Below are 13066 nucleotides of genomic sequence, written 5' to 3' on the forward strand. Positions count from 1 at the left end.
CGCGATCCCCGCGATGCCCGCCGGTATTAGCTGCCAGCATTGCTGGTTCGGGCTATGGTGAGAGCGTCGATGGCGGTTGGGCCCGCCATAACCGCTTGTCCCGTCGGGACGGCCAACGGTTCCCCGATCGTCGTGGATGCTGGGCTGAACGCGGAGGTGCCTTGATGGCGGTGCGGTTCTCGTCGGTGTCGGCGGCCGAGATTCTCGATTCGCGTGGTCGGCCCACGGTGTGGGTTCAGGCGCTGCTGTCCGGCGGGCAGACGGTCGAGGCTGGTGTCCCTTCGGGCGCGTCGACGGGTAGTCGCGAGGCGGTCGAGTTGCGCGACGGCACCAGCCGCTACCACGGCCTCGGTGTGCAGCAAGCGGCGGACAACGTCAACGGCCCGATCGCCGAAGCACTGACCGGGCGAACGTGGTCCTCGCTGCTCGAGGTCGACACGGCGATGCGGGAACTGGATGGCACACCCAACAAATCTCGGCTGGGCGCCAACGCGATAGTCGGTGTCTCGATGGCTGCGGCCCGCGGCTTCGCGGTGGAGGCCGGGCAGCCGCTATGGCATTGGCTCACCCCAGGTGGGGTGACACCTCGTTTGCCGGTGCCACATTTCAATGTGATCAACGGCGGGGTGCATGCCCCCAACTCGCTTGACTTCCAAGAGTTCATGATCGCCCCGCTGGGGGCGCCGTCGCTGGCCGAGGCAATTCGGGCCGGCGCTGAGGTGTATGCCGAGCTGCGGAATGAGCTGGCGCGCAGAGGCTTCGCCACCGGACTCGGCGACGAGGGTGGGTTCGCCCCCGATATCAGCAGGCCCGAGGACGTTCTGGACCTGCTGCGACGGGCCATCACCGATTCCGGCTATCAGGTCGGCCCTGAGGGCGTCGCGATCGCTCTGGATCCCGCGGCCAGCGAGTTCTATCGAGACGGACGATATCAAGTGGGTGGCGAATCGCTATCGAGTCAGGACATGGTCGACCGCTTCACCGCCATCGTTGAGGAGTTTCCGGTGTGGAGCATCGAAGACGGTATGGCTGAGACCGACACCTGGGGGTGGGCGGCGTTGACCGATGCGTTGGGCGATCGGATTCAGCTGGTGGGTGACGACAATTTCGTCACCGATCCCGACCTGATCGCCGCGGCAGTCGGTGACCATATCGCCAACGCAGCGCTGATCAAGGTCAACCAGGTGGGCACCGTGTCGGAAACCCTGGCTGCACTGCAGGTTTGCCGAGACTCGGGGTACGGCGCGATGATCTCGCATCGGTCCGGGGAAACCACCGATCCGTTCATCGCCGACCTGGCGGTGGGGTCGGGCTGTGGCCAGATCAAGTCCGGCGCGCCGGCACGCGGCGAGCGTGTCGTTAAGTACAACCGCCTGCTGGAGATCGCCCGTAGCGCCCCGAGCCAGCCATTCGGGCTCCCGACCCACCTGTGATCTCTGAATTGCTGGCCTCGGTTATGCCGTCGTTGATGACCACGGCCAGCACGGCCAGCAGCATGTAGGCCATGTAGGCGTCGAGCCGGCCGGACTGCAATCGCCGTGCGAGGCGCGAGAGCCACAGCCCTGCGCCGATCAGCGGCCGCGAGTCTTCGCCAGCCCGCAAGGTGAGGTCGCCTTGTATTGGAAACTGTCGTCCACCACGGGCGCCAGCGCCGGCTCGCTGCGAGCGCAAGCCGTAGCGCTCGATATCTCTAGGTGGCGAGCGCCTGGCGTTGACCTCCGCGACGGTGTTGCATCGTCGGGTGGCGATGTCGTCACGGTCGGGTTATCTGTAGGAAGTCGTCGACGGAGAGACGGCGCCTCGCATAGGTGTGTGGTCCCAGGGTGGTGGTCCCATCCGATTATCCGGCGAGAACGATTGCAGCAATGCGACACTGTCGCGGCGATGGAGGAGAGGAACATGGCCCGACTTGCGATCATCGGAGCCGGCCCCAAGGGCGCGGCCATCGCCGCGAAAGCCGCCGCCCTTCGCGCGGCAAATCATCGCACGCCGCCTCCGCACATCGATCTCTACGATCAGGACCAGGTGGGGGCCGCGTGGCGCGGTTCCATCGGATACACGGACGGCGTGCAGCCGCTGTGCACTCTCGCTGAGCGAGACCTCGGCTTCCCGTACGACACGGCGAGCTACGGCCCTGGCGTCGCGCAAGCGATGATCGGCGACTTCTCATGGCAGTCGTTCGCCATCAACTCAGCCGGACGCTCGCGCTACCGGGACTGGGTCGTCAACGGCCGCCATCCGCCCCGACACATCGACTTCGCGGACTACCTTGAATACGCCGTAGACAAGGCCGTCAGTCAAGGTGCAGCGACCTTGATTCCGGACAGGGTGTCAGCAGTCGGCTTCGATGATGCCGCGAGGACGTGGCGGATCGATTCCACCAACTCGAATGGCGGGATCACATCCAACGACTATGACGGCGTGGTAATCACAGGGAGCGGCCGACCGCTACCTGCCCTCGACGGCGCCAACGGCCGTGTGTTCGACGGTCGTACGTTCTGGCAGCCGGCATCCAGTCGGCGAATGCGGGACCTGCTGTCTGCCGACCCGGATCCCTCGGTGCTGATCATCGGCGCAGGCGGCACCGCTGCCGCGATCGCGTACTCGTTCGTGCGCAAAGGCCTCACGACCCTGCCTATCACCATCATCGGGCGCGAGGCCACCTTGTTCGCGCGCCATGACGGCCCGTTCGAGGACCGACTCTTCACCGACGATGATGCGTGGAAAGCACTCCCACCCCACGTCCGCGAAGCCTTTCTTGCCCGCACCACCGCAGCTGTGGTCTGGGATTACGTGCTGCGAAACCTCGTGTCCGACAACATCACATACGAGTGCTACAACGCGCTCCGCTATCACCCCGTCGTCCCCGGCGCCCCCGGCGATCCGGAGCTCGAGCTCGAGATGGAGGCACCACCTGACCCTGCGCTAGCAACGACGTCCGCGCCGACATGGAAGCGATGGGTAGGGGCCGTGCTCCCATCGCTCGGGCCTCCTCCGTTCCCGGGTGTCGGCGGAACGCCAGCACCGCCGATAGTCAGACGACCCGGAACTGTCATCATCGATGCCCGCGGGTTCGATCGCTGGGGATTCGCCGACGACTTCTTCGCACCGACGCCGCCGTTGCGCGACTTCTTCGCCGACAAAGATAGACGCCCCCAGATCCTGTCGCAGATCGCGTTTGACCTCAGCGTGCGTGGACCGCTTGCCGGCGGTGCGGATTTCCCCCCGCGCCTGCACGTTCCGGGGCTGGGAGCCATTCAAGGTCCCGCATCAACGAACCTGATGGGCCTGGGCTGGGTCGCTGACCGCGTTCTCTCGGCATACTGCCAGCGCGGCCTGGAGCAATAGATGCTCACACCAGGCAACACGCGCGTGTTGACAATGGCGCCCCATCGGCATATATATATGTATAGGTGTATATGAGAACTCGTCAAGGGGTACGACATGGCTGAAAACGCAGACGCGATGGTCCTGCGCTCGTTTCATCTGCCGCAGAGTAAGGATGACGAACTGCGGGGACTCGCCTTCGCCCTACACTGCTCCAAAGCCGACTTGCTTCGATTCTTCATCGACCAGGGCATGAAGAACCTAGCTATCTGCCACGGGTCGGACTGGAGGTCCTGGACGCCTGAGGTCCTGGCAGTAGTCGCGAAGGAAGTGCAAGCCGGTGGCGCGTCGGAGTCCGTCGAGCAAGGCTTGACCCGCGACTATGCCCGAATTTGATGAGGTTTCGGTGCAGGCCTCACAGCGCTGAGTGCGTCGTTCAAAACGAGCCCAGCACCGCGTAGAACAGCGCAACTAGCTACACAGTTGCGGCCCGGCCTTCGTTAGCGGGGTCGCTCTTCGTGGTCAGGCCACGGCCGTGGGCGAGCGGCCAGCCAGCGGCGAGGTTGGCTGCCTGGTCGGCGGCGCTGACTTCACCGAGATATCGACTGTGTTGCTTCTTGTTACCGCTGAACTATGACCCCCATCGTGGATATGACCATTACAGCATTCCTGCAGGTCAGGCCCTATTTCCTCTCCCTCTCCTCCAGATAAGAAGCGAAGCGACTACGCACGACACACTGGTGCTCGCCTTCCGGCTCGACGCCGCCGCTCTCGAGGTGACGCGCCTTGGCCCTGAAGAGCCTGCACCGCGGCGGGTGGCGCATCTGCTCGGCCATACGGTGCGCAACCCGGCCGCCGCGTTGGCTGCGAGCCTGAAATGTCGACGCAGCGACGTGGGCCCCGGTCTTGCGCGCCCGCGGCGATGATGATCTAGCGGCGCTGCTGGAGAGCACCTGAGCACCAATGCGGGTGTGGTGGTGGGCCGCTGGCGCTGCCACGGCCTATGGTGCGGGAAACGGCTGGACCCAGGGTCGGCGGTAAGCACACCGCGGCCGCCGAAGCGGCCGTCCGGGAGGAGAGCAGCAGGGTGGACGTTCAAGGTGTAGCCGAATTCCCGGTCGTGGTCCGCGAGGTCCTCTCCAGCACCGGCCCGCAATCCGAACTCGACGCGGCGATGGCGACGTACGCCGTGACCCTGGGCTGCCTCACAGGCGCCCAGGGAGAGGCTGAGCACTGGTGCGGTGAGTATTGGTGTGCGCAGCTGATGCAGCCCATTCAACGTCCGATCGCAGACGTCGACCGTCCGCGCTATGACCCCGCCTACGTGGGGGCCGACGGAGACGGGCTGTTCGCGTGGACGCACTACATCGCGCTGCGCCCCCACGCTGCTGGCGCGCTTGAGCCAGGGGCGCAGAGCGTCGTTGCCGATTTCGCCTACGTCGTCGATGCCAGTCTGGGAGCCGGCACGGTGTTCGACTCGACCAAGGTGGACTGGGTGGCCACGGTCGTCGTCGACGCCGTGCTCGCCCAGAGCGCCGAGCCGGAACCGCAGCCAGAGCCCGAAGAGCAAGCCGCGCCCCGAGCACCGCTACCGCGTGCCGCGGTCGGTCAGGAGCCGTCGCCACGCGAACAGCTGTCACAGGTGGGTTCCGAGGTGAGCTCGGAGCGGTTCGGCGGCGCCCTCGATGGCGTGCTCACGACGCTGGCGAGCCTGTCGGGCAGCGTGATTGGCGAGCTCCCCCGCCCCCAAGAGGTCAAGGCCCGCAAACAGTCCCGGCATCGTGGCCACGGCCCGACCTACAGCTTCACGGGCAGCGAGGTTCGCTACCAGACGGTCGATCCGGTCCGGGGGGAGGTGTCGGTTTCAACCGCTGACCCCGAGGAGGCGCTGTACTGGATGGTCGACGACGTGGCCCGATCACTGGCGTGGTCGTGGGCCCAGCGCACGCCGGCCTCTCGGACGATGGACCGTGACCAAGTGAAGTGGCTGCTGGCAGTGCCGATGTGGCTGACGCTGGTAACCGCCCTCGATGGGGAGTGGGCCCGCAAGACACGAGGACGGATTTCAGAACTCAGGAAGCACGCGCAACGGCGCGGCGCAGACAACACCACGGTGAGCCGGCCCGGCGGATAGCAGCGTTAGGTCTCGGGCGCGGGGGTGATCACCTCCGGTGTGAGCCACAGGGTCGTGCTGATCCGTGACTGGCCATTCGAGCTCGCGGCGCTGACTTCGACGACGGCCAGCCATCCCCCGTCGCTGCGACGCAACCAGGCCGTCTGGCGGCCCAGGAGGCGCGGCTCGACCCTCAGACCGCTGGCACGGACCCAGAGCGGGAGCTCATCTTGGCGAATGCCGCTGGCCGGCAGCACCCGCGCAGTGTCGACCCAGACCGGGCGACTGAGTAGGAACAGGGTCGGGTACTCATCCGACACGCGCCATTCATCAAACATGTGTTCGATTATGTGGCAATGTGGGGGCTGCTGGTAGCGGGCCGACCGGCGGTGCGCATATCTTCGGGGGCGTGGGTTTCTGGCAACAACAGGTCAATGACCTATTGACGGGCATCGGTGCGTTGGGCGGCATCGACGCGCCGCTGGACACGCCGACACCGGATCCCACGCTGCCGCCCTACCCCGCGCCGACTTATTCGCCACGGATCCCCGGCCCGGACGGCGTTGCTCCCGAAGTTCCGCAGTACCCGCCCTACATTCCCGAGCAGGACATGAATACGTCCTCCGGGATGCCGCGCTCCACGCTCGACGGCATTCATGACGACGGCGGAGTCGTCATCCAGCAGCCGGGCGAGTTGGGTCCGCCGAACTACCCCATGGGGCCGCGCTACACCGAATCCCCGCCCGGATCGGGTGTTTGGGTGCCCGATCACCGGCCGCTGCCGCCGGGCTCCGTAATGCCGGCGGCCTGGTCAGGCAAGGGCGGCGAGGCCGCAGACGACGCCGAGGCGTCGCTGCAGAAGACACGGGCGACCCTCAGCGAAGCAGATCAGGGGTTGTACAAGAACCTCAGCGACGCCCACACCGCGGATGCTCAGTCACGGATGCAGCTGCAGCGGATCCATCAAGAGATCCGGTCGGGTATCGCGGCTCTGCAGCCGAGTTTGGGCACCGCGGCCGGGCGTGAGCAGTTGGCCGACTTCCTGCAGATGAAGGCCGGCGAGGCCAAACAGGTCAGCAGCGACGCGCAGCAAGCATCGGTGCGCCTGGCCGCCAACATGCACGCCGTTGGCCGGCAGTTCGAGTCCGCGTCTGCTCCGTGGCGACCGTGGGGAGACAACGACTCAGGCCCGGTCGACGAGTGGGGCACGCCCGTAGCGGAGCTCCCGGTGCTCGGCGGCAGCGAAGGCGTTGGCCCCGGGCCAGGCGTTTCCGGCGGACCCGCGCCCATCTGACCGCTCTTAGACGTCAAGCCCGGGTCCGTCCTCATGACGACTGCGGTCGCGGTCGCGGGGATCGATGTCGTGCTGGTGCTGTTCGAGCGCGATGCGCTCACGTATCCGCACCGCGCGGCGCAGGGCGTCGCCGTTGGGGTAGCCGAGTTCTTCGACCAGGGCCGGGGTGGGGTTGAGGTGCAGGCTCCAGCCGGGCTCGCGGCCGCGCATCTTCATGCGCTTGGTGGCGGCTTCGGCCTTGGCCTTGGCTTCGGGGCTTTCGGCGGCCATCCGCAGATCCAGCGTGAGCGCGGCGAGCTCGGCTTGTTCGGTTTCCAGTGTGCTGCTGTGCTCGAAGGGCCCGGGCGGGTTGGCCAGGAGGTCGTCGAGTTCGGCGTGCTGGCGCTGCTGTTCGCGTTGCAGGCGCACGTGGTGCTCGGGGAGCCCCGTGTAGAGGTTCTCGACTCGGCGCAGCAGGCCAAGCTGTTTGGGGCCGGAGACGTCGTGTCCGAGTGCGGAGCCGGCGGCGAGCAGGTCGGCGGCTTCCAGTTCGGTGGTGCGCGACGGAACGGCCAGGCGCAACAGGAGCATGTCGTGGGTGAGGTCGCGGGCGCCGAGGATCTCGATCCCGTTGATGGAGGCGCCGATCGGCTCGTACCGCGATGCGCCGCGGTCCTTGCCGGCCATGTAGGCGCGCCGGCATGCGGTGGTGAGGGCTGCCGCAGCCTCGGGCCGGTCGGTGTAGGTGTTGGCGCCGACGGCGAGGCGGTGCGCGGCCTCACCGCGCGCCTCGGCGGCCAGGGCGACCGGTGCGATCTGGTCGATGTCGGATTGTTTGGCGGGGATCGCGCGCTCCAGGACGCGGACTTGCCAGTCGCGGTTGCGGACGGATTGCTGGTGTGCGCGTTGCAGCGCGGTCAGGCGGCGTACGGCGTCGTCGAGTTCGACTTGTCGCAGGTAGCGGGGGTCGCCGGTGGCGATGGCCTTCGTCTCGGCCGCTGCGGCGCCGATGTCACCGCCGCTGAGGTCTTCGATCTCGGTGTCGAGGACCTCGCTGCGGCGCATCTGTTCGATGAACACGGTTTTGGCCTGAACCTTTTGCCACATCACGGTGTCGTAGCTGGACTCGGTGACGTAGTTGAAGATGTCGACCTCGTCGTTCTGGTTGCCTTGTCGCAGGATGCGGCCCTCGCGCTGCTCAAGATCGGCTGGGCGCCAAGGTACGTCGACGTGGTGCAGCGCGACCAGGCGCGTTTGCACGTTGGTGCCGGTGCCCATCTTCTCGGTGCTGCCGAGCAGTACGGATACTTCGCCGCGATTGCATTGGGCGAACAGAGCTTTGAGTTGTGCGGGGTTGCGCGCCTCGTGGACGAATCGCACGGCTTCTGCCGGCATGCCTCGAGCGACTAGTTCGTCCTTGATCGCCTGGTAGATGGTGAATTGGCGCGGATCCTTTGACGGTGTGCCGCGATCGCAGAACATCAGCTGCAGTCCGCCGCGCATCGGCAGCTGCACTCCGGTGTCGGGGTCGCGGTAGAGGCGGTGAATGTGACGGTTGTGGACCTGCATGGCCTGTTCGGCGACTGCTGCGGCTCGGCTGTAGCTGGGCTGGCCGAGGTGGGCCAGGCGGGGGTCCAGGGAGGCGTTGCGGCCGTCGTTGCTGATCTTGAGGATGTTGTCGCGCTGGGGTTTTCGGGCGTCGAGGTGGTCTGCGCGCCAGCCCAGATCGGCGATGAAGTCGACCAGTTCTACGTCGGGTTGCAGGCTGATGATTTGGCGAGCGCCAGTACGTAGCGTGGGCAATGCCACCGGTACCTGGTCGCGGGTTACGACGTCGGTGTAGGCGTTGGACAGCGCCAGCAGTTCGGGCAGGTTGGTGTACTTGGCGACGCGGGTGACGGGGCGCAGTTTGGTGCCGGTGGCGTTGACTTCGATGCTGGTGTGGGTGGCGGTGAATGCGGCACCCCAGTCGCCGAGCTCGGCGACCCCGGCGGCTTCGAGCAGATCGGGTCGTAGGTAGGTCTGCATCACCCATAGCTCTCCGAGGGAGTTGGCGATCGGTGTGCCCGTGGCGAAGGTGGCGACACGCTCGGTGACGGCGTGTTCGGGGATGCCGCGGGCCAGGGCCTCGTCGTGGCGGCGCTGACGAAGCACGTCGAGTTTGAGGCCGAGGTCCTCGGCCCGCTGGGCGGCTGTCGTACAGGAAAGCTCCTCGATGTTGCAGACGCGCTGCTTGTTCTTGTACATGTGCGCCTCGTCGATGAACAGGTAGTCGCAGCCGGACTCCTCGAAACGCAGGCCGGTGTCTTTGGCGCTGTGCGCCAACAGTTTTTCCACTCGGGCTTGCGCGGTCTTGATGGCGCGCATGATGGCCTTTTGGCTGCGCTCGACGGTCGCGTTGTCGAGCTGCGCGCGGAGATCGTCGAGTTGCTTTTCGACGTAGGTGGTGCGCACGTCGGTGGAGACGTTGATCGCGGTGAACGCCGACTGCGGCACGATCACGATGTCCCACTCGCTGGCTGCGCTCTGGGCGATGAACCGCCGGCGTCCCTCGGCGGTGGTGGCTGAGGATCCGAGTAGCACGTTGGCGGCGGGATACCACTGCTTGGCTTCGCGCCCAACCTGTTCGATGATGTGGTTGGGGACCACTATCCAGGGCTGGCGGACCAGTCCGAGGCGACCCAACTCCATCGCAGAAATCAGCATGGTGCCGGTCTTGCCGGCACCGACTACGTGGTCGAGGAGGGTGGCGGGCTCGTTGATGATCCGGGCGACGGCGTTGCGCTGATAGGCGTGTGGGGTGAAGTGATCCGAGAGCCCGGGCAGGCGCAGATGGCTGCCGTCGTAGTTGGGGGCGCGCAACGAGTTGAATCGCCGGTTGTACTCGGCGACGAGGGTGTCGCGGCGTTCGTCCTCTGACCACAGCCAGCGGCCGAATTCCTCGGTGATCTTGGCGCACTTGGCTTGCGCGGCGAAGGTGGCTTGGGCGTCGACCTCGCCCTCTTCGAGGGTGATGACGACGGCCTTGGAGTTGCAGACCGCTTCGAGCAGACTGACGGCGTCGTGGCCGCGTCTTTCCAGGCCCCATTCGTCGGTCATGAGGCGGCCGTGGCGTTTGTAGTTGGCCACGTCGACTGTCCAGCGCCCACCGAGGTGTTCGGCTTTGACGTCGGTGACGCCGAAGGTCTTCTCGGCGAAGGCGGCGATGACGGCGGGGGGGATCCAGGGGGCCCCGGGGCGGACCCTGATGTCTTCGGCTTCGCGCTGTTCGGGCTGAACCTCGCGCAGGGCTTGGGCGTAGGACTCGTAGACCGGGTTGGTGTCGGCGGCCTCGACGGCGGCGGCCAGTTTGGCGCGGACGTTGCCCGATAGCGCGGTGGTGGCCGGGACGAACTCTTCAGGGTTGGTCAGGCTGGGATAGACCAGGCCGTCGAGCAGGGCGTGGGTGTCCTCGGCGCCGACGCCCAGCAGGTGGGAGATGAGGTCGATGTCCACGCCGCGGGTGCGGTCCAGGCTCAGTGCCAATGCCTCTTCGGGGGTGTCGGCGGTGCTGCGTTCGACGTGGGCGGTGAGCAGGTCGCGGGTGAAGATGGGTGCTTTGACGGCGGTGCCGGTGTCGTCGTCGAAGATTTCCAGGGACGACACGACTGCCCAGCCGGGGTCATAGCGCATGCCGCCGTCGAGGTGGCGGTACTTCTTGAAGGGGGCGGGCGGCTCCCAGGCGTCGTTGTCCCACTGTTGGGCGAGCTCGTCGGGGATGGGCCCGCGGTAGGGCCGGCCGGGTTCGCCTTCTTGTTCGCGCCAGGGCTTCTCAGCGTCGTCGAGGCGTTTGTCGTGGCGTGTCTGGCTGACGTTCTGGGTGATCCATTCGAACCGGTTGAGCGGACCGCGCTTTCTCGCGTAGTTGTCGTAGAGGGTGCCCAGGTGCGCGCGTAGCTGGTCGCGTTCGGCTTCGGGGTCGCCGTTGCGTTGGGCGGCAATGAGTTTGGTGGCGACGTCGCGCAGCGCGATTAACTCTTTGGTCTCGTCGACGAGGGTTCTGGGGGTCTTGTTGAGCTCCCAGGTGTGGCCGGCCCAGTAGTCGATGCTGCGGGTGGCTGCGTTGTAGCGCAGGGTGTACAGCGGCGGATCGTCGGTCGCGGTGTCGTCGGTGCGTAGGCCGGGGGCGAATACCGTTGGCGCGCAGGCGGTGAGATCGTCGCTGCGCGCGGTGAGGCCCTGTCCGCGGGCGACGGCCGCGGCGATCATGGGATGGAGTTGGTCGGCAAGCTGCTCGGCCAGGGCGTGGCCGGTGGATCCGGCGACGGCCAGTTGGGCAGAGCCGTACAGGCCGCGGCCCAGTTCCATGGCGCCGAGCACCCGGTGCGGGTTGTTGATGAAATAGGTGTTGATGGGCGCCTGGTCTTCTGCGCCGCTATTGGGGTCGACCAGGTCAACTGGCGCGGTGTCGATCCAGTCGAGTGTGTCGAGATCGGCCGCGACGGTGGGCTCGCGACGACGGAAGATCAGTAGGTCGGTGACGACTTCGGTGCCGGCGACTCTGCTGAACGCTTGAGAGGGCAGCCGGACGGCGCCGATGAGGTCTGCGTGGGCCGCAATGTCTTGGCGCGCGGCTGGTTTCACCGAGTCCATGGTGTAGCGGCTGGTCAGGACGGCGACGTAGCCGCCGGGCGCGACCAGCGACAGTGATTTGACGATGAAGTGGTTGTGGATGCTGTGGCGGCGCGGGTTGTGCACGGGATCGGTGAGTGCGTACCGGCCAAAGGGCACGTTGCCCACCGCGGCGGTGAAGCTGGCGTCGGGTACGCGGGTGGTTTCGAAGCCTTCGTGACGGATCTGGGCCGAGGGGTAGAGCAGCGCGGCGATCGACGCGGTGACGTCGTCGGCTTCGACGCCGACCATGGTCGTCGCCTGGGGTGCATGCCCGATGAATGTGCCGCTGCCGCAACCGGGTTCGAGTACCCGGCCTCCGGAGAATCCCGCCGCCCCTAGTGCATCCCAGATCACCGAAACGACCGCGGGGTCGGTGTAGTGGGCGTTGAGGATGGAGGCTTGGGCGCGACGGTACTGCTCTGGTGTGAGCAGGGCGGCGACTTGGGCGCGTTCGGTGGCGAAGTCGTCGTTGCGGGGGTCGAAGACCTGGGGTATCGCTCCCCACCCGGACCAGGCGGCCAGGATGCGCTGTTCGGGCAGTGTTGCGGGTCGTTGCGCGTCGCGCAGCGTCGCGACGAGCTCGATGGCGGCGATGTTGGCGCGGGCGCGCGCTTTTGCGCCGGAGGGGACCAGGACGTCGGTGCTGGCCGGGAAGTCAGCGGCGCTGTGGAACTCCTCCCCCACCGTGGCCGGCGGCGGCGGCCACGGTGGGGTCGGCGTGGCCTGACGTGGTGAGTCCGTTGTGAGAGTCAGGGGGTCTACGTGCTGGACCCCTTGGGGGTCCAGCTTCTGGACGGGGGGCGGTTCGGTGTCCGGACGGGGGTCGAGGTACGGCTCGGCGGTGTCGGTGTCGGTGTCGGTGTCGGTGTCGGCGAAGTCGTCGAACAGTGAGGCCTGTGGGCCTACCGTTCGGGCAGACCGTCCGCGCGCAGGTCGTGGTGGATCGTCTGCACCAACTCGGCGGTCAGCGGGTCCTCGGGGTGGGCGGGTGGTGTCAGGCCGTCCTCGGCCCGGGCCGCCAACAGGTAGCCCGCTTTGATCCGAAACGGTCCCGAGAAGTCCGGGGCCGGCCACAGTCGGTCGATCAGGGCCTCGAGGTCCTCGCTGGGTTCGCTCTGATACGCCGGGTTCGTCCAGCGCTGCTGCCAGTCCACCTGTGCCCGGTCCGGGATCTGGACGGGGGTCTCCCACGGCGGCAGGGTCTCGTCGGTCGTGATCAGTTCGTAGAGTTCGTTGTTCAGCACCGTCTGCGCGGCCTGCTTGCGGGCCGCTTCCAGCAGGGCCACTTTGGTCGCGTGGTTCGGGATCTGTCCGTTGCGGTGGCGGCTCCACGCTGTGATCGCTTGCTCCCACAGCGTCTCGGCCATGCTGGCGGCCATCGAGCTGATCTTGTCCGCCTCGGCCGTCAGGAATTGGCTGCGCTGCTCGGGCGTCCACTCCTCGGGCAGGCCCAGATCGGTCGAGTACACCGTCTGCACCGCTTTGAGGATCTCCGGATCGATCACCGTCGTCGCCTGCCCCGTCGAGGATGCTGAACAGATCCGGCTGGTTCGGATCGTTGCGCTTGCGGGCCATATTGTCCTCTCGGTGCGAAGGGTGTCGGGGTCGGGGTATCCGTGGACGGCGAAGAAGGCGCGCAGTCGCCGGTCGGCAATGCTCATCGGCAACCCCCGCGTCATGGCCGTTGGCCGACGTCGACG

General features: G+C 66.8%; 9 protein-coding genes. 6 read left to right on the forward strand and 3 right to left on the reverse strand.

Annotation, left to right across the window (positions count from 1 at the left end; translation table 11 throughout):
• Positions 1–164 precede the first annotated feature (164 nt).
• From eno to Y900_RS26790, 4 genes are all read left to right on the forward strand, one after another.
• Positions 165–1433, forward strand: coding sequence for a phosphopyruvate hydratase (eno, locus tag Y900_RS26775; protein WP_036348243.1), 1269 nt, complete (start codon positions 165–167; stop codon positions 1431–1433).
• Positions 1434–1899: 466 nt separating this feature from the next.
• The gene (locus tag Y900_RS26780) at positions 1900–3348 is read left to right on the forward strand and encodes a SidA/IucD/PvdA family monooxygenase (RefSeq protein ID WP_036348246.1); all 1449 of its coding nucleotides are present in this window, start codon (positions 1900–1902) and stop codon (positions 3346–3348) included.
• Positions 3349–3444: 96 nt separating this feature from the next.
• Positions 3445–3723 (forward strand): hypothetical protein, encoded by a 279-nt coding sequence (locus Y900_RS26785; RefSeq protein ID WP_036348249.1) that lies wholly within the window; start codon positions 3445–3447, stop codon positions 3721–3723.
• Between the two features lie 610 nt (positions 3724–4333).
• Positions 4334–5461 (forward strand): hypothetical protein, encoded by a 1128-nt coding sequence (locus Y900_RS26790; RefSeq protein ID WP_157838284.1) that lies wholly within the window; start codon positions 4334–4336, stop codon positions 5459–5461.
• Between the two features lie 5 nt (positions 5462–5466).
• Here Y900_RS26790 and Y900_RS26795 read toward each other — a convergent pair whose 3' ends face one another.
• A complete protein-coding gene (locus Y900_RS26795; protein ID WP_036348254.1) occupies positions 5467–5778 on the reverse strand; it encodes a hypothetical protein in 312 nt (103 codons plus the stop codon).
• A 71-nt stretch (positions 5779–5849) separates the two neighbouring features.
• Here Y900_RS26795 and Y900_RS30520 point away from each other — a divergent pair, with 71 nt between their 5' ends.
• Positions 5850–6734, forward strand: coding sequence for a DUF4226 domain-containing protein (locus Y900_RS30520; protein ID WP_051660489.1), 885 nt, complete (start codon positions 5850–5852; stop codon positions 6732–6734).
• A 6-nt stretch (positions 6735–6740) separates the two neighbouring features.
• On the opposite strand, the gene Y900_RS26805 is transcribed toward Y900_RS30520, so the two are convergent.
• Positions 6741–12050 (reverse strand): helicase-like domain-containing protein, encoded by a 5310-nt coding sequence (locus tag Y900_RS26805; protein WP_036348257.1) that lies wholly within the window; start codon positions 12048–12050, stop codon positions 6741–6743.
• Between the two features lie 78 nt (positions 12051–12128).
• On the opposite strand from Y900_RS26805, the gene Y900_RS33520 reads away from it, so the two are divergent.
• Positions 12129–12257 carry a hypothetical protein gene (locus tag Y900_RS33520; RefSeq protein WP_272945579.1) on the forward strand — a complete coding sequence of 43 codons (129 nt, stop codon included), beginning with the start codon at positions 12129–12131 and terminating at the stop codon, positions 12255–12257.
• A gap of 11 nt (positions 12258–12268) precedes the next feature.
• Here Y900_RS33520 and Y900_RS26810 read toward each other — a convergent pair whose 3' ends face one another.
• Positions 12269–13027 carry a hypothetical protein gene (locus Y900_RS26810; protein ID WP_237752733.1) on the reverse strand — a complete coding sequence of 253 codons (759 nt, stop codon included), beginning with the start codon at positions 13025–13027 and terminating at the stop codon, positions 12269–12271.
• Positions 13028–13066 lie beyond the last annotated feature (39 nt).

The sequence above is a fragment of the Mycolicibacterium aromaticivorans JS19b1 = JCM 16368 genome, from assembly GCF_000559085.1.
Classification (GTDB): domain Bacteria; phylum Actinomycetota; class Actinomycetes; order Mycobacteriales; family Mycobacteriaceae; genus Mycobacterium; species Mycobacterium aromaticivorans.

Excerpts from the sequence above, each read along its gene's own strand:
- eno (WP_036348243.1), top strand. The coding sequence starts at position 165 with ATGGCGGTGCGGTTCTCGTCGGTGTCGGCGGCCGAGATTCTCGATTCG.
- Y900_RS26785 (WP_036348249.1), top strand. The coding sequence starts at position 3,445 with ATGGCTGAAAACGCAGACGCGATGGTCCTGCGCTCGTTTCATCTGCCG.
- Y900_RS26780 (WP_036348246.1), top strand. The coding sequence starts at position 1,900 with ATGGCCCGACTTGCGATCATCGGAGCCGGCCCCAAGGGCGCGGCCATC.
- Y900_RS26795 (WP_036348254.1), bottom strand. The coding sequence starts at position 5,778 with ATGTTTGATGAATGGCGCGTGTCGGATGAGTACCCGACCCTGTTCCTA.
- Y900_RS26810 (WP_237752733.1), bottom strand. The coding sequence starts at position 13,027 with ATGAGCATTGCCGACCGGCGACTGCGCGCCTTCTTCGCCGTCCACGGA.